At 50.9% G+C, this 19,425-nt stretch carries 15 protein-coding genes; 6 read left to right on the top strand and 9 right to left on the bottom strand.

Going from position 1 to position 19,425, the window contains the following annotated elements; genetic code table 11:
* The 6 genes from cysS to recJ are packed head-to-tail and all read right to left on the bottom strand — an operon-like array spanning position 1 to position 8,179.
* Positions 1-1,464 carry a cysteine--tRNA ligase gene (cysS, locus tag BMW65_RS18460; RefSeq protein ID WP_090607624.1) on the bottom strand — a complete coding sequence of 488 codons (1,464 nt, stop codon included), beginning with the start codon at positions 1,462-1,464 and terminating at the stop codon, positions 1-3.
* Positions 1,465-1,482: 18 nt separating this feature from the next.
* The gene (der, locus tag BMW65_RS18455; protein ID WP_090607623.1) at positions 1,483-2,784 is read right to left on the bottom strand and encodes a ribosome biogenesis GTPase Der; all 1,302 of its coding nucleotides are present in this window, start codon (positions 2,782-2,784) and stop codon (positions 1,483-1,485) included.
* 4 nt (positions 2,785-2,788) lie between these two features.
* Positions 2,789-4,153: a sensor histidine kinase gene (locus tag BMW65_RS18450; protein ID WP_090607622.1), complete on the bottom strand. Its 1,365-nt coding sequence runs from the start codon at positions 4,151-4,153 to the stop codon at positions 2,789-2,791.
* 38 nt (positions 4,154-4,191) lie between these two features.
* The gene (locus BMW65_RS18445) at positions 4,192-5,703 is read right to left on the bottom strand and encodes a GH3 auxin-responsive promoter family protein (protein ID WP_090607613.1); all 1,512 of its coding nucleotides are present in this window, start codon (positions 5,701-5,703) and stop codon (positions 4,192-4,194) included.
* A 3-nt stretch (positions 5,704-5,706) separates the two neighbouring features.
* Positions 5,707-6,441: an LPS export ABC transporter ATP-binding protein gene (lptB, locus tag BMW65_RS18440; RefSeq protein WP_090607612.1), complete on the bottom strand. Its 735-nt coding sequence runs from the start codon at positions 6,439-6,441 to the stop codon at positions 5,707-5,709.
* A 37-nt stretch (positions 6,442-6,478) separates the two neighbouring features.
* Entirely contained in the window at positions 6,479-8,179 is a 1,701-nt protein-coding gene (recJ, locus tag BMW65_RS18435) for a single-stranded-DNA-specific exonuclease RecJ (RefSeq protein WP_090607610.1), read from the bottom strand.
* 112 nt (positions 8,180-8,291) lie between these two features.
* Here recJ and BMW65_RS18430 point away from each other — a divergent pair, with 112 nt between their 5' ends.
* Both BMW65_RS18430 and BMW65_RS18425 read left to right on the top strand, forming a co-directional pair.
* A complete protein-coding gene (locus tag BMW65_RS18430; protein ID WP_090607608.1) occupies positions 8,292-9,071 on the top strand; it encodes an MBL fold metallo-hydrolase in 780 nt (259 codons plus the stop codon).
* A gap of 17 nt (positions 9,072-9,088) precedes the next feature.
* The gene (locus BMW65_RS18425) at positions 9,089-10,141 is read left to right on the top strand and encodes a threonine aldolase family protein (protein WP_090607607.1); all 1,053 of its coding nucleotides are present in this window, start codon (positions 9,089-9,091) and stop codon (positions 10,139-10,141) included.
* On the opposite strand, the gene BMW65_RS18420 is transcribed toward BMW65_RS18425, so the two are convergent.
* The 3 genes from BMW65_RS18420 to BMW65_RS18410 are packed head-to-tail and all read right to left on the bottom strand — an operon-like array spanning position 10,132 to position 14,365.
* The gene (locus BMW65_RS18420) at positions 10,132-11,424 is read right to left on the bottom strand and encodes a flexirubin biosynthesis putative acyl-CoA ligase FlxY (RefSeq protein WP_090607605.1); all 1,293 of its coding nucleotides are present in this window, start codon (positions 11,422-11,424) and stop codon (positions 10,132-10,134) included. The two genes, BMW65_RS18425 and BMW65_RS18420, sit on opposite strands and share 10 nt — an antisense overlap.
* The gene (locus BMW65_RS18415) at positions 11,421-13,094 is read right to left on the bottom strand and encodes a C45 family peptidase (protein WP_177181209.1); all 1,674 of its coding nucleotides are present in this window, start codon (positions 13,092-13,094) and stop codon (positions 11,421-11,423) included. Before BMW65_RS18415 ends, BMW65_RS18420 begins: the two co-directional genes overlap by 4 nt.
* 47 nt (positions 13,095-13,141) lie before the next feature.
* Entirely contained in the window at positions 13,142-14,365 is a 1,224-nt protein-coding gene (locus BMW65_RS18410) for an NAD(P)/FAD-dependent oxidoreductase (protein ID WP_090607602.1), read from the bottom strand.
* Positions 14,366-14,777: 412 nt separating this feature from the next.
* Here BMW65_RS18410 and BMW65_RS18405 point away from each other — a divergent pair, with 412 nt between their 5' ends.
* The 4 genes from BMW65_RS18405 to BMW65_RS18390 are packed head-to-tail and all read left to right on the top strand — an operon-like array spanning position 14,778 to position 19,425.
* Positions 14,778-16,334 carry a flexirubin biosynthesis tyrosine ammonia-lyase FlxA gene (locus tag BMW65_RS18405; protein WP_090607601.1) on the top strand — a complete coding sequence of 519 codons (1,557 nt, stop codon included), beginning with the start codon at positions 14,778-14,780 and terminating at the stop codon, positions 16,332-16,334.
* On the top strand, positions 16,331-17,461 hold the full coding sequence (locus tag BMW65_RS18400) for a WG repeat-containing protein (RefSeq protein WP_090607599.1): 1,131 nt from the start codon (positions 16,331-16,333) through the stop codon (positions 17,459-17,461). Before BMW65_RS18405 ends, BMW65_RS18400 begins: the two co-directional genes overlap by 4 nt.
* On the top strand, positions 17,461-18,201 hold the full coding sequence (gene fabG / locus BMW65_RS18395; protein ID WP_090607597.1) for a flexirubin biosynthesis SDR family reductase FlxB: 741 nt from the start codon (positions 17,461-17,463) through the stop codon (positions 18,199-18,201). The genes BMW65_RS18400 and fabG overlap by 1 nt, the downstream gene beginning before the upstream one ends.
* 3 nt (positions 18,202-18,204) lie before the next feature.
* Complete coding sequence (locus BMW65_RS18390; RefSeq protein ID WP_090607596.1) at positions 18,205-19,425, top strand: beta-ketoacyl-[acyl-carrier-protein] synthase family protein; 1,221 nt, start codon at positions 18,205-18,207, stop codon at positions 19,423-19,425.

The following is a 19,425-nucleotide window of genomic DNA, read 5'->3' as shown; positions in this document are numbered from 1 at the left end:
TCAAATCTTATTCCAAAGTGTACCTTCTTTGCTATCTTTAAGCTGGATGCCGATGGCACTGAGCCCCTCCCGGATTCGATCCGAGGTTGCATAATCTTTATTCTGTTTGGCACCGTTCCGCAGGGCAATGATCATCTCCATCAATTGCTCAAAATCATCAGAGCCGGTATTGTCATCGATGAGGCCCAGCACATCATGCACAAAATGCTGCATCAACGTTTTCAGTCCAGCAAGTGACGGTTCGTCAATAGCCAGTTTACCGTCGTATACACTATTTACAATGCGCACAGCCTCAAACAATTCAGCGATGAGCACCGGACTGTTGAAATCATCATCCATGGCCGCATAGCAACGCTGTTGAAGCTCGTCTACCTTGAATTCCGCTTTTTTGGCTGTTGCCTTCAGCTTGGGTAGCAGCGCCATGGCATTCATGAGCCGCTTGAATCCCTTATCGGCAGCATCAAGTGCTTCATTTGAAAAGTCGAGCGTACTCCGGTAATGCGCTTGCAGCATGAAAAACCGCACGGCCATCGGCGAGTATCCGCGGCTAAGCAGCGAATGGTTCCCGCTGAACAGTTCATGCGGGAGGAATCCGTTGCCGGCAGATTTTGACATCCGCGCACCGTTTACCGTCAACATATTCGTATGCATCCAGTATTTAGCGGGCTGGGTATGGTTGCAGGCCTGCGATTGGGCGATTTCATTCGTATGGTGCGTGGCGGCCAGATCCATCCCGCCACCGTGTATATCGAATTGTTCGCCGAGGTATTTGCTGCTCATGGCAGAGCACTCGATATGCCATCCCGGAAAACCTACCCCCCAAGGCGAAGGCCAACGCATGATGTGTTCGGGTTTCGCCTTGATCCACAGCGCAAAATCAAGCCTGCCACGCTTCTCGTCCTGTCCGTTCAGCTCACGTGTATTGTTGAGCATGTCATCCAGCTTGCGGTTGGTGAGGGTGGTATAGTCATATTCCTTTACATACTTCTCCACATCAAAGTACACCGTGCCGTTCACCTCATATGCATAGCCTTGCTCAATAATTTTTTTGACCATCTCAATCTGCTCGGAAATATGGCCGGTAGCAGTAGGCTCGATGCTCGGTGGTAAGGTATTGAAAAGCCGCAGTACTTCATGGAATCCCAAGGTATATTTCTGTACGATTTCCATGGGCTCCAGCTTTTCCAGCTTGGCCTTCTTGGCAAATTTGTCATCGCCCTCGTCGTGATCCCCTTCCAGGTGGCCCGCATCGGTAATATTGCGCACATACCGGACTTTATAGCCGAGATGCAGCAGGTAACGGAAGATCAGGTCAAAAGAGACAAATGTACGGCAGTTGCCCAGGTGTACATCGCTATATACGGTAGGCCCGCAGACATACATCCCCACAAAGGGCGGATGCAGCGGCTCAAATTTTTCTTTCTTCCTTGTTAATGTATTATACAGCACCAATTGGTTGTCCATGGCCGCGAAAATACGAATTTATTTCTGCCGGAAATAGACTTGCACGGGAACCCCCTCAAAATCGAAGTTTTCGCGCAACTTATTTTCTACGAAGCGCCTATAAGGCTCCTTAATGTATTGAGGAAGGTTGCAGAAAAAGGCAAACATCGGGGATCTGCCCATTATCTGCGTCGCATACTTGATTTTAATGTATTTGCCCTTGGTAGCTGGCGGTGGGTAGCTTTCGATGATGGGCAGCATCACGTCATTCAGCTTCGAGGTGGATATTTTCTTCACCTTATTTTGATAGACCTTCGATGCCGCCTCGATGGCTTTGAAAATCCGCTGCTTTTCGGTGACCGACGTAAAAACAATGGGTACATCCGTAAACGGTGCAATTTTCTCCCGGATGAGATCCTCAAACACCTTGGTGGTCTTGTGGTTTTTCTCGATGAGATCCCATTTGTTGACCAAGATGACTATCCCCTTACGGTTTTTTTCGGCCAGGTGGAAAATATTGATGTCCTGTGCTTCGATGCCTTCTGTGGCATCCAGCATGAGGACCACTACATCCGATTCTTCAAGAGCCTTAATGCTACGCATCACGGAGTAAAACTCGATATTCTCTTTCACCTTGGTCTTGCGCCGTAATCCGGCTGTATCGATGAGGATAAAATCGTGCCCGTATTGGTTGTAGTGGATGCGTATGGAGTCACGCGTGGTGCCTGCGATGGGTGTCACGATGTTGCGCTCCTTGCCCACCAATGCGTTGATTAAAGAAGACTTGCCCACATTGGGCCTGCCTACGATGGTGTATTTCGGGCGTTCGTCCTCTTCCTCCTCTTCTTGCTCAAAATGTGTCACCACTTCGTCCAGCAATTCACCGGTGCCGGATCCCGTGATGGACGAAACCGGATAAATCTCACCCAGTCCAAAGCTGTAGAAGATAGTTGCCTCCTGCTGCAGGAGCGGATGGTCTACCTTGTTGACCACGACAAATACCGGTTTCTTGCTGCGTCTCAGCATGTCGGCAATCGCATCATCCAAGTCCGTAATGCCGGTGGTCACATCCACCATAAACAGGATGACAGACGCCTCCTCTATGGCAATAAGTACCTGCTCCCGTATGGCCGACTCGAACACGTCTTCGGATCCATGTACATACCCGCCGGTATCCACAACGGTAAATTTCTTTCCGACCCACTCACCTTGCCCGTAATGGCGATCACGGGTCACGCCGCTAAAGTCGTCCACGATAGCCTTGCGGCTTTCCGTCAAGCGGTTGTACAGCGTGGATTTTCCAACGTTAGGCCGTCCTACAATTGCAATAATATTTGCCATAAGGCTACAAAGTTACGGATAAGGAACGGGAGTCCAATGATTTTTCTATGGGCAGGCGCAACACAAATGTGGTACCGACACCCTCACGGCTGTCAAACGTAAGCGTTCCGCCCAACGTTTCCGCCAGTTCTTTGCACAGCAATAGCCCCAGCCCGATCCCTTTTTCATTCGCTGTGCCCACTGTTGTATGCGCCTTGAGCTTGAAAATAAACTGCTGCTGCGATACCGGTATCCCCACGCCCGTGTCAGCCACCGCAATGGAGACATGGCCATCGCTTTCCTGCAGGGTCACGGCCACCTTACCGCCTGACGGCGTGAATTTCAAGGCATTGTTGACCAAATTGCGGACGACTATCTGGACTACCGCTTCATCCGTCATGACGATGACATCGTTTGCGGGCAATTCCAGCGCGACGGACTTGCGTTGGGCCGCGCTTATCTCCATCTCCAGCGCGTTGCAGATACACGTGTTCAGGCTTACCGATTTTAACGTGATGTTGACACCTTGTAGCTGTTGCTGGGCCCATAGCAACAGATTGGCCAGCATATCGGAGGTGCCGCCCATCTGCCGAAGCAATTCCTCTTCGATAAGGTACCGTTTATCCGGATCCAAGTTGGACTTGAAGAGGATATTCATGTAATTGTAGATGCCACTCAAGGGGGTGCGCAGGTCATGTGCAATGATGGAAAACAGCTTGTCCTTCTCGCTATTCAGGCGTTCCAGCTCTTCTTTCTGCGCATTGATTTCCAGGTTCTGCCTGCGTATCGATTCTGCACGGTTGGCGGCCGACACGCGTTCGTATTCGTAGTTTTCGATCAGGTACGAGGTGCCGTAGTACAATACGGCTGACAAAATCATGTATTGCAGCAAATGATCCACAAACCTATCGGCACGCCGGACGTACTCAAAGGATACCAAATCGGGGTAGGTATACTGTGCATAGAGCAGCGCAGCCAATAATCCTACATTGACTATGCTCCAACCTATCTTTGCCCGATTGCTGGGGGATATGATGATCATGAGGAACAGCGCGATGAGGAAGCTGAGCAGGTTGGGCCCATCTATCCCGCCGGCAAACAAAAAAATCAGCACAAAGAAAAGGTTGCAGGAGATGCCGAACATCCACGTAGCCAGCGACAGCCGCCTTGCAAGGCGCGAAAGCAGGTAAAACGCAAGCAACAACGTGATGGATGCAAATAAGATGTACGTCGCTTCATATTGCCCCATGAAAAGATTGATGGGTACAGAAATGAGCAATCCCGCCATCCCGAATACGCACAGTGAATGGAATATCCGCCCCTGCAAAGAAAAATCCTTCGGCGACCCTTTTAGTATTTTCCATATGTTCGCAAACCGGTTATTGCTCATGACAGACGGCGGTTAGCGGGACAAAAGTAAACGTATATTCAGCGGATAAGCTTTAAGATATCATCAAGATAAGAGCGTTCATTGGCCAGTCGGGGCACCTTGTTTTGCCCGCCAAGTTTGCCCCGCGATTTCATCCATCGGTAAAACGTACCTTTGGGTGCATTGTGGATGATGGGGAAGCGCAGAGCCATATCGTTGAACCGCTTGGCATCGTAATCCGAATTGATTTCACGTAGCGTAGTGTCCAGCACCTTGCAGAAGTTATCAAAATCATCGGGTTGTTCTTCAAATTCGATGATCCATTCGTGTGCCCCGGCTTCGCCGGCATTGAAGTAAACAGGCCCTGCCGTATAGTCCCGGATGGAAGCCCCTGTCTCCGTGCATGCCTGCTTCACCGCATCATCCGCGTTGTCGACGATGACTTCTTCACCAAATGTATTGATGTATTGCTTCGTACGCCCCGTAATCTGGATACGATAGGGATGCAGGTTCACGAATTTAACCGTATCACCCAGCATGTAACGCCATAATCCAGCATTTGTGGAAATAATGAGTGCATAGTTTTTTCCCAATTCCACTTCATGGAGTGCCAATGTCTTCGGATGTTCATCAAATAGGTTTTCCATGGGAAGAAATTCATAATAAATCCCATAGTCAAGCATGAGCAGCAAATCTTCCGAATCCGATTGATCTTGCAATGCAAAGTATCCTTCCGATGCATTGTAGTTTTCCAGGTAATACATGGTATCGGCGGGAATGAGTTTCTTGAACTGCTCCCGATAAGGCTTGAAACTTACGCCCCCATGGCTGTAAAATTCGAGGTTGGGCCATACGTCCAGCAGGTTATCTTTACCGGTGATCTCGAGGATGCGCTTGGCCAGCACCACATTCCACGTGGGTACACCCGACAAATTTGTTACGTTTTCATGAATCGTAATCTGGGCTACGTTTTCTATTTTTTCTTCAAAATTAGGGTTTAGTGTGGTTTCCACGTCCGGTATCCGGTTAAACTCTGCCCAAAAGGGAAGATTCCGGATAAGGATAGAAGAGAGATCGCCGTAATAGGAATCGGAATTGAAGCTGTTGATTTGCGAGCTGCCACCCAATACCACCGCCTTGCCCGTCAGGATTTTGGTATCCGGCCGGTTGTGGCAATAGACCGAGTACATATCTTTGCCGCCTTGAAAATGGCAGTCTTCCAAGGCTTCTTCACTCACGGGGATGAATTTACTGCGGTCGGCCGTGGTGCCGGATGACTTGGCAAACCATTTGATATCCGAGGGCCACAGGATATTTTGTTCGCCTTTGATCATGCGGTCAATATACGGTTTCAGGCTGTTGTAGTCCTGTATGGGCACACGCTCCTTGTAGGTTTCCGGGGTGAGAATGGAATTGTAGCCGTATTTTCTCCCCCATTCCGTGGCTTCGGCGGTAGCGATGAGGCTTTGGAACCATTCGTCCTGCACCTCATGCGGATATTTCATGAAAAGCTCAATCTGGTGGATGCGCTTTTTCATAATCCAGGTAAATATCGAATTGATAAAGGCCATGAATTAAAGTTTTTTCCTCCGTAGCTCAAAATTCCTGCCCAGGTAAAATTTGCGGGCCATCTCATTGACGGCTATTTCTTCCGGTGTACCCGCCAGCATAATTTTACCTTCGGTGAGCAAATAGGCACGATCCGTAATGGACAACGTTTCCTGTACATTGTGGTCGGTGATTAAGATGCCGATGTTGCGGTGTTTGAGCTTGGAAACGATGGTCTGTATTTCTTCCACAGCGATGGGATCTACGCCAGCAAACGGTTCATCCAGCAGAATGAAATTCGGGCTGGCAGCCAGTGCCCTAGCGATCTCGGTACGGCGGCGTTCGCCACCGGACAACAGATCCCCCCTGTTTTTCCGCACCCTATTGAGGCTGAATTCAGCCAGCAACTCCTCCAGCTTTTCCTTGCGTACAGCCTTGTCTTTATGGTTGATTTCCAATACCGCCATGATGTTGTCTTCCACCGACAATTTGCGGAATACCGACGCTTCCTGGGCAAGGTAGCCGATGCCCTTCTGTGCCCTGCGGTACATCGGATCTTCGGTGATTTCTTCCCCATCCAGGTACACGTGGCCCTCATTGGGCTTAATGAGTCCCACAATCATGTAAAACGACGTGGTTTTGCCTGCGCCATTCGGCCCGAGCAACCCCACAATCTCCCCTTGTGATACCTCAAACGACACATCGTTTACCACCGTACGCTGCCGGTATTTTTTGATGAGGTGTTCTGCTTTTAAAATCATGTTATTCAGCTATCGGCTTTGACTATCAGCTGCCAATTCAACACTTGATGTCTTTTAAATTCAATTGGATGCTCCGTTTGTCGCGCCATACGTTTTCTTCCACCGTGTAGCAAATGTCAAATGGTCTGTCTGCATTAATCGCATCCGCATATGCTCCCAATCCAAATCCGATGCAGTCAAATGCCACCGTATTTTTCTGCATGACGGTCATCTTCAGGTGGCTCCCACCAACTACCGCCGCCATCCCACAGACCTGCACCTTTTTGCTCACAAAAAGCGGCGCTTCATTATGCGGCCCGAACGGCTCGAATTGCCGCAAAATACGGAAAAATTTCGCATCGATGTCCGATAAGTCCAATATTGCATCGATGAGCAGTTCGCGCTGGAGCATACCCGGCAGGATACTGGCCGATACCACCGCTTCGAAACGTTGTTCAAATAGCGGAATATTTTCGGATTTCATGGTAAGCCCCGCAGCGTATTTGTGCCCGCCAAACTGGTCGAGCAGGTCGCTGCACGCGTTCAGCGCCTCATAAAGGTCGAAGCCCACCACCGAACGTGCCGAGCCGGATACATGCCCGTTCGTTTGCGTGAGCACCACCGTGGGCCGGTAGTACTTTTCCGTCAGGCGGGTGGCCACGATGCCGATGACCCCTTTATGCCAGTCGGGCCGGAATACCACGGTGGTCTTCCGTTGCTTCAGCCCTTCATCACCATCAATGATGGCGAGCGCCTCTTCCGTGATGCGCAGATCAAAATCTTTCCGCTGGGAATTTTGCTCGTCGATGCTGCTGCTGTATACCGCAGCCTCCTGCTGGGATTTGCAAGTGAGCAGCTTCACCGCGTCCTTGGCATGGTCTATCCGGCCTGCAGCATTGATGCGTGGGCCGATTTGGAAAATAATGTCATTGACAGTAAACTGGCCGCTCCGATGGGTAGACAAGTCAATCAGCGATTGCAGCCCGCAGCACGGATTGCTATTGAGTTTCTGGAGGCCGAAGTGGGTGAGTATCCGGTTTTCGCCGGTAATGGGTACGATATCCGAGGCAATGCCCACAGCCACCAAATCCAGGTATTGGTAGCATTGGTTGATATCCATGTTGTTTTTCTGGATAAAGGCTTGGATGATCTTGAAGCCAATGCCACATCCGGGCAATTCCTTATACGGATACGGACAATCCGGGCGCTTAGGGTCGAGCACAGCTACCGCATCGGGCAAGTGTTCGCCCGGCAAGTGGTGGTCGCCGATGATAAAATCAATGCCCCGCTCGCGCGCATGAGCAACTTTGTCCAACGCCTTGATGCCGCAATCCAGCGCGATGATGAGCGTAAAACCGTTTTCGGCCGCATAATCAATCCCTTGGAAGGATATGCCATACCCTTCGGCATAACGATCCGGCAGATAAAACTCCAGCCGCGAATGAAACTGCCTGAAAAAACTGTATACCACGGCTACCGCAGTGGTACCGTCTACGTCGTAGTCGCCGTAGACAAGCACCTTTTCCTTATTGCCAATAGCCTGTTCGATGCGCGCAATGGCCTTGTCCATATCCCGCATGAGAAACGGATCGTGCAGCAAAGACAAATCCGGACGGAAAAACTGGCGGGCTTCCTCAAAATGCGCTATTCCCCTATTCACCAGCAAATCAGCTAATACCGCACTTACGCCGAGTTCCTCGCGGAGCTTTTGCGATGTTGCCCGGTCGCGGCAAGAAGTGATTGCCCATCTTTTTTGCATATGTTTCCTCTATAATAATTTGTCTCCCAATGGCAGCCGAGTAGATCGATAAATTTGTAAAAAGGGCAAATTTATCTAAGTTTGTGCACTACGAAGCGGTAAAGATAAAAACATGCAAGCACATTCCTTATTCGAAGGTTCATTTTCCGTAGATTCATCCAAAAAATTCATTCCATTTGATGCAAGTAAAGACAGCAAGAAAGATCGCCCGGGATCGTTGTTTATCCATGTGCATCCGTTCCTGATCGAATCGGCAAACGGGTTGCTCCTGCTGGATACCGGCATCGGCCATACCAACGCCAATGGAGGGCTACAGCTCCATGACAACATCCGTAAGGCAGGCTTCGACCCCAGCGACGTGCGGTACGTGCTGCTGTCGCACCTCCACAAGGATCACGCAAGCGGAATGGTGGCGGAGCAGGACGGTGCATTCCGGCTGGCCTTTCCTGATGCCGAATATGTGGTGCAAGAAGGGGAGTGGGAAGATGCGTACAGCGGCAAATCCGACTCGTACAAGACCGAGATTTTCGACGTGTTGCAGCGCAGTGGCAACCTGCTGCTCGTGGCGGGCAATGGCGTGCTGAATAATGAAGTCAGCTATGAAGTATCGGGCGGCCATACACCCCATCACCAGGTATTCCATATCCATACTGGGGGCGAACATTTCTTTTTCGGCGGCGACGAAGCGCCCGAACCCGAGCAATTTTTCCGGCAGTTTGCCGCTAAATACGATTATGACGGACGCAAGTCCATGGCTTTGCGCCAGCAATACTGGGAGCAAGGGAGCGTTGAAGGGTGGGTATTCCTGATGTACCACTCTACCAACATTGCCATCGGCCGGCCCCAACTGAAAGAAAACGGCGATTACCGGCTGGTGGATGCCGCAGATTAAAAAAACGATAAATCAACATGAGCACATATCACTATTATTTCCGGGATGACTACAGCGAGGGATGCCACCCCAATATTTTAAAGGCACTTCAGGAAACTGCTTTATCGCAACAAATCGGCTACGGCAATGATGACTACTCCGCCGAAGCAAAAAACCTGATCAAGCAACTACTCCCCGGCCATGAGGCCGATATCCACTTCGTTTCCGGCGGCACACAGGCCAACCTCATCGTCATCGCCGCCGCACTGCGGTCGTACGAGTCGGTCGTATCCGCGCAAACTGGCCACATCAACGGCCATGAGGGAGGCGCTATCGAAGCTTCCGGACACCGCGTGGAAGCCATCACCACAATCGATGGCAAACTGCGCGTAGCACAGCTTTCGCCATTGCTCACCCAACTGGACGTAGTAGGCAGCACCCAGCCCAAGATGGTTTACATTTCCAACACGACGGAGTTGGGCACGGTATACAGCAAGGCCGAACTGGCAGCGCTGTCTGAATTTTGTCGTGCGCAGGGTTGGTACCTCTACCTTGATGGCGCCCGCCTCCCCGCAGCGCTTACCGCACCGGGCAACGACCTGACACTGGCAGACGTGGCCGAACTGACGGACGCTTTTTACATCGGCGGCACCAAAAACGGCGCGCTGCTGGGCGAAGCCATCGTCATCACAAATCCCGAGCTAAAAACCGGATTCAAACATTACCTGAAGCAGAAAGGGGCCATGCTGGCTAAAGGTAGGGTATTGGGCTTGCAATTCCGTGAGCTGTTTCGCGACAACCTCATCTTTGACCTTGCTGCCCATGCAAACGCCCGTGCGTTGGCCATGGTGGCGGCCATTGAAAGCCTGGGATATACATTTATGGTGCCCCCCGCTTCCAACCAGCTGTTTCCGGTATTGCCGGAGCCCATCATCCAAGAACTGGCAAAAACCTACTTATTCCATCGCTGGCAAGCGGTAGACGAGCGGCACACGGCAATACGTCTGGTCACTTCTTGGGCTACACCGGCCGCTGCATGTGATCGGTTTATCGACGATTTGGAGCAATTGACACAAACTTATCAACGGTAGTCGATAAACGTAATGGCTTTCCGCGAGTTCTCCGGGAACTTGATCCGGTTGATTTCCTGGACGGAAACGAAGACAATCTTCGGGCTGACGCGCAGTTTGGCCCGAAAGCGATCTTTGATCCGAAGCAGGAGTTCATCGGAAATGGCATGGCTTCCGACCTTCACCGTGATTTCATCTTCGCCAAATTCATCCAATGAAATTTCGATGAGGTAGTTTTCTACTTCCTCCACATCGTTCAGTAAATCGAACAGTGCAGGGGGATAGAGCGTGGTTCCTTTGTATTTGACCATCTGGTTTTTACGCCCAATGACCGGCCCCAGCCGCATGGTCGTGCGACCGCAGGCACAAGGTTCATAATGCGGTTGCACAATGTCTCCCGTCTTGAAACGGAGCAGCGGCATCCCGGCTACGCCCAAGGTGGTGATCACCAATTCCCCAGGTTCGCCCTCCGGCACGGGATTGTTGTCCTCGTCCAAAAATTCCGCGATGATCAATTCCGGGTGATGGTGCCCTCCCACCCCATGCGCGCATTCCGTAAACGCCGTGGCCATCTCGGTAGAGGCATAGGTAGAAAACAATTGGATATCCCATTTACTTCGTATCCGTCGTGCAAGGGGGTTGAGCGCAAAATCCGGTGTACGCAAGGGTTCACCGATACAAAGCGCCTTCTTGATGCTGCTCTGCTGGTAGTCGATACCATTGGCCTCAGCATATTCAATCATCTTAAGCAAAAAGGATGGCACACAGACGACGGCATCCGGCCGAACACGCGCAACGGTATCCCATTGCAATTCCGGCACACCCGATCCCACGCGCACGATGCCTATACCCGCCATACGCGCACCGAGGAAATAGGCCAAACCCGCCATGAAACGCCGATCCATCGTCGTGGTGAGTTGGATAGTTTCTCCGGCACTCATGCCCATGCATTGATAGGACAGGCTTTCATTGTAAGCGAGCCGATTCAGATCGCTATCGGTAAGTGCCAGCAGCACCGGGTCGCCGGAGGTACCCGAGGTGGTCACATAATCCGCCACCTGCGAACTATCCACACAACGGAACGCTTGGTTCTCACGGTGCAGGTCGTCTTTGGTGGTCACGGGTACCTGTGCCAGATCTTCCAAAGAACGAATAGCGTCCCATGCGATACCATGGGCGCTGAATAGCCGCTGGTAATAAGCGGAATGCCGTCGGAGATAGGCCATCAACTCCCGTAACTTTTCCTCCTGGAACCGTTTGATCGTCTCCCGATTGGCTTTTTCGATTGCTGGTATGGGTATCATGATTTTTTTTCACACATTTTAATCCGCTTTTCAATCAGCCGCCTGTCCGGCGCGGTGGTCACTTCCTTACTCGCGGCCTGCCGGAAATAAGACAGCGCTTCGGCATAATGCTTTTGCTTGAAATGATATTCACCGATGAGGAAGCTGGTTTTCCAAAACTCCGGGTTGAGCCGCAACAACGCAGCGATTGCGCTATCCGGCACCTGCATGCCGGCAGCAATAGCAACCTCCAATTCCTGCATTTGCATCCTAAAGGACTGATAGTTTTCAAAATCGGCCGAATGGACAAAGGGATCTTCCGGAATGTTCAAGGCATTTGTAGCCCATATCGTATCACTATCGGCCAATGACGCCCGCTGGAAGACCTCGTCCAGCTGGTAAGCTACAAACTCACCCAATTGGTAGGGATTTGCCGATACCCACATGATACGATCTGCGGGCTGGAAGATGACCCCATGGTGCGCCAGCAACTGGTTGATGGCCATTTCATTGCCATAACCCAAAGGTGTATCCCCTTTTCCCTCACGGTTGCGCAGCATGTCAGCTGCCGCCGATGGTGTAAGCCGCGGCGTAGCTGCAATAAGCTCATGCATGCGGTCAAAACGGTATTTCGAATGGCTTTCGGCCAATTGCCGCAGGTTGTTCTTGTCCGATTGGTAGGATTCGCTTTGGAAATGATTGGCACAGACCAATAAGTCAGCTCCATTTTTCACCTCGAATACACCGAACTTCTTTGGTGATACTTCGATAATCACAGCTTTCCCATCTACGGCGCTACCTACAAGAATGGATTCCGAAACGAAGACATCGCGTCGCCTGGCAATGTCGATAGCTTCATCAAGCGTGGCCGCATATTGAAGGATTTCCCGGGTGAGCAGTGAAATGGGTGTTTTGGCCTTTAGCGGCATTGCTGATTTGCCCGCATTGATGGTGACGGTAAGCCCTTTTTCGTTCATACCGGAAACCGCACCAACCATACCCGCCCAGGTAACCATGGCATGGTTGTATCCGCTGTCGGGCCGGATAAAGGCAACCATCTTCTCCTTGGAAAAATCATCCCCGACGTAAAAATCAAAATTGCGCCCAATCAGCAGCTTCCCGTCTGCGGTATGCCGACCCCAGGCGGCGAAAGAGGTGCATCCAACCAATGCCAGATCCTGCAACGCGTGCCCAATATCATGGGCACCGTGGAAATACAGCAACCGCTGGTAAGGCGGAGCAATGAAATTGAAGGTATCTGAGGCCGAATGGGAAAGGCCATAGATTTCCACTTGATATTCTTCGGGTACGTGATCAGCGAGCTGTCGGTTGAAAAAGCTGAGGAAGCCGCGCAGCAGGCGTTGGCGGAACCGTGATGGCACGAGATCCTGCACCTGTGAGACAAATGCCGATTCTTGTTGATGGAGCAGCTCTTCCGTGAGGATACCGTTGGTCAGCCCACGTTCCAGTGCATTGCCCGATACATAGAGCTCCCATAGCCCTTGGTCATTTTTACGGAGCTTGCCATGCGGCATCACATAAAAGTCCGGTGAAGGTGTTTCCCGTTGCCCCACTTGGCTATGGTACTGCGCCATAGGAGGCAATTGCCTGATACCAGCACAAGCAGCCACCATCAGCATTACACAACACCCGATAACGATGCAAGTTTGATATCGAAATGGTTTTGCCATATGCATTAACTTCGACTTTCGGCTTCGAATCCCGGACTTCCGGCTTCTTACGGTAGCAAATGGGTCACGGCCTTCACCGCGCGGTCGTGCTTCTTCACAAATGGGTTTTCCTTGTCCCATACATAGCCCGCCAATACCGAACACACTTTGCGGCGCACGTCTTCATTCACCTCCTTATGGAAGAAAAACTTCTGCAAATCGCCCGAATACCAATCCCGTATGTAGGAACGGAACACATTGACTCCCCATAGCATGTGTTCTTCATATTCATGCTCCCAATCCACTTGCCCACCAGCCAGTTGCTTAGCGGCCAAGTTGGCCGCCAATGCGCCTGATTCGGTCGCAAAACAAACGCCCGATGAGAATACGGGATCCAAAAACTCCGCACTGTTGCCCGTGAGCGCAAAGCCATTGCCGTATAACTTTTTCACCGCCTTAGCATAGGATACGATTTGCTTAGGCTCGAAAAGAAAATCCAAACCATCAAACCGCTGGCGGTAATAGTCGGATTGCTGGATGATACGCTGGAAAGTCTTGGAATTATCGCCCTGATTGATGGCTTCCAAATGCTCCTTGGGACATACCAGCCCCAAGGACGTCCGCCCATCCGAAAACGGAATGACCCAAAACCATATCCGTTGTTCCAATACGTCAAATGTGATGCGTGTGCCTTCTATCCCTATGGGGCGACGAAGATCATGGACATGCACAAATGTGGCGGCCATGGGCGCAAACGTAGAAGGCTTGTCCAGATCCAGCAACCGTGGCAGTACGCGGCCGTAGCCGCTGGCATCGATAAGGTAGCGTGCATGGATTTCTTTCCGGTTTCCCTGCTCATCGCGTACCGTAGTCAAAGAATCGGTACCAGCAAACACCACATTTTCCACTGTGGTACCAAAAGCGATATCAACACCCCTGTGCTGCAAGGTGTCCGTAAGCGTCTGATCAAACTCCGCGCGTGGCAATTGCCACGTCCAGTCCCAGCCGGGGGAAAACTTCTGGCTGAAGTCAAACCAGCATACATCTTCGCCCCGTAAAAAACGGGCGCCGAATTTCTTTTCAAACCGCTTGGCTTCGACAGCCTCGATGAATCCAGCCTCATCGAAGTGATCCATACAACGGGGAATCAGGCTTTCGCCAATGACAAAACGGGGGAAATGCTCCCGTTCAATGACTTTTACCTTAACGCCTTTCTGGTGCAAGATGGAAGCCGCTACAGCCCCGGAAGGGCCCGCTCCAATTACTAAAACATCAACGTGCTCTGAAATCATGTAAATAGCGAATGGACGCGCCAAACTTAGACAAAGTTGCCTATAAAAGCAAGGTTTATTCCCTGTCACGGTAGTGCTCAGCAACTGTTTCCCAACTAAATTTTTATAAATGATTAATTTAAATAGAGTAAACTTTTATATACCATCGTATTTTAATCGTAAATTCATCGTATTTTTATCGTATTATATACGATGAATTTACGATAAAATATGGTTCAATATATCATAATTAGTAAATGTCATTCCGTAATTTATAAATCTTTATATAAGTTTTATCCAGGAAAAAGTAAATAGCCAGGGCGTTGCCGGCTTGGTGCCTGACGTCGCATTGCATATGCCCATAGACAGTTGGATATCAAAGCCAATTTAGCTAAGTTTGCAACCACTTTAATTGACGTATTTCTCGAATTAAATGATAGAACTAACGAACCCGATAGCGTTGGCCGATTTTTACGCGGTGCTCTTCGAAAACCAAAAAATCAAGTTGACCCAAAGCACATCGGATAGGATAAACCAAAGCCATCATTTCCTGAAAAATTTCGCCAAGGATAAAATTATCTATGGCGTAAACACGGGATTTGGCCCCATGGCACAGTACCGGATAGCTGAAGCAGACCAAATCCAACTGCAATACAACCTCATCCGTAGCCATGCGACCGGTATGGGCGAGGTGTTGGATCCCATCTACGCCAAATCTGCACTTTTAGCCCGCTTGCATACCTTGTCTTTGGGCTATTCGGGTGTGCACCCCAATGCCGTGGCACTGATGACGGAAATGTTAAACCGTGACATCGTGCCCGTCATCCACCAGCATGGTGGCGTAGGTGCCAGTGGCGACCTGGTGCAGCTGGCCCACCTGGCATTGAACATGATCGGCGAAGGGAACGTCTGGTATCAAGGCAAAGAAACCGCTGCGGCGCAAGCGCTCGCCAGCGAAGGGTTGGAACCCTTGCAAATCCACATCCGCGAAGGGCTTGCCCTCATCAACGGCACGTCGGTGATGACCGGAATCGGTATCGTAAACACCATCTATGCGCAACGGTTGCTGTATTGGTCAATCACTTGCTCGGCCTGGATAAACGAACTGGTAAGGGCTTATGATGATCACCTCTCCGAAACGCTCAACGGTACGAAGAAACACCATGGCCAACAGCAGGTAGCCGCATTGATGCGGGAAATTATCGCCGATAGCAGCCTGATCCGCAAACGGCACGAACACCTGTATGACCGCCGGGTAGAAGAAACCATCTTCAAGGACAAATTGCAGGAATATTATTCCATCCGCTGCGTACCGCAAATCCTCGGGCCAATATGGGATGCCCTGCACCATTGCACGACCACACTTGTCGAAGAGGTCAATTCGGCAAACGACAACCCCATCATCGACGTTGCTTCACAAAATGTCTTCCATGGTGGCAATTTCCACGGCGACTACATCGCCTTTGAGATGGATAAACTGCGCATTGCCACAGCCAAACTGACCATGCTGATGGAACGGCAGCTCAACTACTTGCTCAACGTCTCGCTGAACGAAATCCTGCCTTCGTTTGTCAACTTGGGCAAGCTTGGGCTCAACTTCGGCATGCAAGGCGCACAGTTTACCGCGACATCTACGACCGCAGAAAACCAAACGCTGGCAACGCCCATATACACACACAGCATCCCAAACAATAAGGATAACCAGGATATCGTAAGCATGGGCACCAATGCGGCGTGGCTCACCAAGAAAGTCATCGACAATGCGTATGAAGTGCTCGCCATCCAATTGGTCACGCTGGTGCAAGCCGTGGACGCGCTGGATTGCCGGGATAAACTTTCCTCAAAAAGTGGAGAAGTTTATACGAATATACGGTCAATTGTCCCTACCTTTAAAGAGGATATCACCTTGTCGCCTTACCTGGCAAGGGTAAAAGATTATATCAAAGCACATGATGCTATTCATTTAAATTTAAACACGTTTACGTCATGAAACCGCTATTTACCTGTTTACTGGCATTCGCTGTTTGCCTCTCGTACGCCCAAGAGCTGGCACTGGTCAAAACGAACAAAAAAATCGGCTACATCGACACCCAGGGCAACCTAACCATTGCGCCACAATTCGACAAGGCTGGTTCGTTTTCCGATGGCCTCGCCGCTGTGTTCGTCAATGGAAAGTGGGGCTATATCAATGCCCGTGGTGAAACGGTCATTGAGCCGCAATTTGATGCCGCGAAGGCATTCAACAGCGGCCTGGCCATCGTGGAAAAGGACAAGCTGTGGCAATACATTGACAAAACAGGCACTGCGGTTGAAATGCCAGCGTCCGACAAATTGTATGACTTCAATGAAGGTGTGGCGTTTCTCCGATCGGGCGATTTGGTAGGTTTGATAGACAATAAAGGTCATGTCATCCTGAAACCCTCCTATGCCGAAATCCAATCCTTCACGAATGGGCTGGCCAAGGTGCGGCAGAACGGCAAATGGGGTGTCATCGATGTCGGCGGCTCAGCCGTAGTGGAGCCCCGTTATGATGAAATTGATATTTCGGACAATGGCATCGTCATCGCCCGCGAAGGCACGACATTTGGCCTTATCAGCAAGGGTGGGCCCTTCACGCCGGTGGATGGGGCAGACAAAATATGGACATTCCTTGGCGATGAGCCGCTGACCTACGCACGGAAAAATGACAAGCTGGGATTCATCAACCAACAAGGCGAATGGGTAATCGAGCCACAATATGACAAGGCACGGGCTTTCCGGAATGGCTTGGCTCCGGTATATGTGGACAAAAAATGGGGCTATATCAATGCGCAGGGCGAATTGGCAATCCAACCCCAGTACCCCGATGCGGAGATTTTCAGCCCGGACGGCCTTGCGCCTGTAAAGGTGGGCAAAGAATGGGGTTTCATCAACGCCACTGGCCAACTGGTGATCCCTGCTGAATACGGCATATCGGTGGCGCTGATCGGTTTCCTGACCGGTGGTGACGAAAAAGGCTTCATCAACGGCCTCGCCCGTGTCAAACATAACGGCAAATGGGGCTTTATCGACACCAGCGGGAAGGTGCTGGGCAACGAATGGTTTGACAACGCGGAGCCTTTTGAAAAAGCGAATTAATGGCAGATAAGAAATACGCACTGGTGACCGGCGGTTCCCGCGGCATTGGCCGGGCAATCTGCATTGCATTGGCCAGCGAGCTGAACTACCCAGTCTTGATCAACTACCAGTCCAACATACAGGCGGCAGAAGAAACCAGGGATATCATCGTGGCAGGCGGCGGCGAAGCCGAACTGATCCAGTTTGATGTAAGTAATGGAGCAGAAACCCATGCTGCGCTGGCCAATTGGAAAGACCAGCATCCGGAAAGCATCATTGAGGTCATTGTCAACAATGCCGGTGTGGCGCGCGATGGTTTATTTCTATGGATGGAAAACGACGACTGGACTACGGTAATCAATACCAGCCTGAACGGTTTTTACCACGTGACAAAGCCGCTCATGCAGGACGTCCTGCGCCAACGTTACGGCCGGATCATCAACATCGTCTCCGTATCGGGTGTAAAAGGCACCCCAGGCCAAACGAATTATTCCGCCGCCAAAGCTGGCCTTATCGGGGCCACCAAGGCACTGGCACAGGAAATAGCCAAGCGCAATGTCACCGTCAACGCGGTGGCACCGGGTTTTATCGAGACGGATATGACCCACACACTGGACGAAAAGGAACTCAAAAAATTGATACCGTTAAACCGGTTTGGGAAAGCCGAAGAAGTAGCTGACCTGGTTTGTTTTCTGGCTTCAAAGAAAGCTTCATACATTACCGGAGAGGTAATTAACATCAATGGGGGAATTTATTCGTAAAACATGCAACGCAGGGTCGTCATCACCGGAATGGGCATCTATTCTTCGTTGGGGAAAAACCTCGATGAAGTAAAGGATTCGTTATACCATGGCCGTTCGGGCATTGTCTTTTCGCCGGAGCGCAAGGATTTCGGCTACCGTTCTGCGCTCACGGGATTGGTGGAAAAGCCCGACCTGACGAAAATCCTTTCGCGCAGGCAGCGCATCAGCATGGGCGAAGAAAGTGAATATGCCTATGTAGCCACTCGGGAGGCCCTGCATAACGCGGGGATTGGCGAGGGCTTTTTTGACGAGCACATCGTGGGCTTGGTATATGGCAATGACAGTGTATCGCAAGCAGTGATGGAATCCATCGATATCGTACGCCAGAAAAAAGATACCATGCTGGTCGGGTCGGGTGCCATCTTCAAATCGATGAACTCATCGGTGACCATGAACCTTGCTACCATCTACCGCATCCGGGGCATCAACATGACCATCAGCGCGGCATGCGCAAGCGGCTCGCACGCCATCGGGCTGGCCTACCTGTTTATTAAGCAGGGGTTGCAGGATTGCATCATCTGCGGTGGCGCACAGGAAACCAACAAATATGCCATGGCCAGCTTCGATGGATTGGGGGTATTTTCCGATCGGGAAGACGAGCCCACAAAAGCTTCCCGCCCGTTTGACAAGAGCCGCAACGGCTTGGTACCGGGAGGCGGTGCAGCCACCATCATCCTGGAGGAATACGAGTCGGCCATACGCCGCGGGGCACCCATATTGGCGGAAGTGCTGAGCTATGGATTTTCGTCCAACGGCGACCACATTTCCACCCCCAACGTAGAAGGGCCGACACGGGCAATGGAAATGGCAATCCAACAAGCAGGCCTCTCCCCTGCCGATATCGAATACATCAACGCCCATGCGACATCCACGCCCATGGGCGACGCCAACGAAGCCCGTGCATTATCCCAGCTATTTGGCGCAGGCCCTTACATCAGTTCCACGAAATCCATGACCGGGCATGAATGCTGGATGGCCGGAACCAGTGAGGTCGTCTATTCGCTCCTCATGGCACAACATGGCTTTATCGCCCCTAATATCAACCTGGAGGAAGTGGACGAAACCGCCAGAAACCTGAGTTTGGTAAAAAATACCATAAACCAAAAATTTAATGTATTTTTGTCAAATTCTTTTGGATTTGGCGGAACAAACTCCGCATTAATTGTAAAAAAACTGGAATAG

Source organism: Parapedobacter koreensis (assembly GCF_900109365.1).
In the GTDB taxonomy this organism is placed as follows: Bacteria; Bacteroidota; Bacteroidia; order Sphingobacteriales; family Sphingobacteriaceae; genus Parapedobacter; species Parapedobacter koreensis.
Note: the sequence above shows the minus strand (reverse complement) of the source record. Positions and strands in the feature narration are given on the sequence as shown.

What these genes read in the sequence shown, in the direction of transcription:
- BMW65_RS18410 (WP_090607602.1), bottom strand. Translation starts at nt 14,365, where the DNA reads ATGATTTCAGAGCACGTTGATGTTTTAGTAATTGGAGCGGGCCCTTCC.
- lptB (WP_090607612.1), bottom strand. Translation starts at nt 6,441, where the DNA reads ATGATTTTAAAAGCAGAACACCTCATCAAAAAATACCGGCAGCGTACG.
- BMW65_RS18405 (WP_090607601.1), top strand. Translation starts at nt 14,778, where the DNA reads ATGATAGAACTAACGAACCCGATAGCGTTGGCCGATTTTTACGCGGTG.
- BMW65_RS18425 (WP_090607607.1), top strand. Translation starts at nt 9,089, where the DNA reads ATGAGCACATATCACTATTATTTCCGGGATGACTACAGCGAGGGATGC.
- BMW65_RS18445 (WP_090607613.1), bottom strand. Translation starts at nt 5,703, where the DNA reads ATGGCCTTTATCAATTCGATATTTACCTGGATTATGAAAAAGCGCATC.
- recJ (WP_090607610.1), bottom strand. Translation starts at nt 8,179, where the DNA reads ATGCAAAAAAGATGGGCAATCACTTCTTGCCGCGACCGGGCAACATCG.
- der (WP_090607623.1), bottom strand. Translation starts at nt 2,784, where the DNA reads ATGGCAAATATTATTGCAATTGTAGGACGGCCTAACGTTGGAAAATCC.
- fabG (WP_090607597.1), top strand. Translation starts at nt 17,461, where the DNA reads ATGGCAGATAAGAAATACGCACTGGTGACCGGCGGTTCCCGCGGCATT.
- BMW65_RS18450 (WP_090607622.1), bottom strand. Translation starts at nt 4,153, where the DNA reads ATGAGCAATAACCGGTTTGCGAACATATGGAAAATACTAAAAGGGTCG.
- BMW65_RS18415 (WP_177181209.1), bottom strand. Translation starts at nt 13,094, where the DNA reads ATGGCAAAACCATTTCGATATCAAACTTGCATCGTTATCGGGTGTTGT.
- BMW65_RS18420 (WP_090607605.1), bottom strand. Translation starts at nt 11,424, where the DNA reads ATGATACCCATACCAGCAATCGAAAAAGCCAATCGGGAGACGATCAAA.
- BMW65_RS18390 (WP_090607596.1), top strand. Translation starts at nt 18,205, where the DNA reads ATGCAACGCAGGGTCGTCATCACCGGAATGGGCATCTATTCTTCGTTG.
- BMW65_RS18430 (WP_090607608.1), top strand. Translation starts at nt 8,292, where the DNA reads ATGCAAGCACATTCCTTATTCGAAGGTTCATTTTCCGTAGATTCATCC.
- BMW65_RS18400 (WP_090607599.1), top strand. Translation starts at nt 16,331, where the DNA reads ATGAAACCGCTATTTACCTGTTTACTGGCATTCGCTGTTTGCCTCTCG.
- cysS (WP_090607624.1), bottom strand. Translation starts at nt 1,464, where the DNA reads ATGGACAACCAATTGGTGCTGTATAATACATTAACAAGGAAGAAAGAA.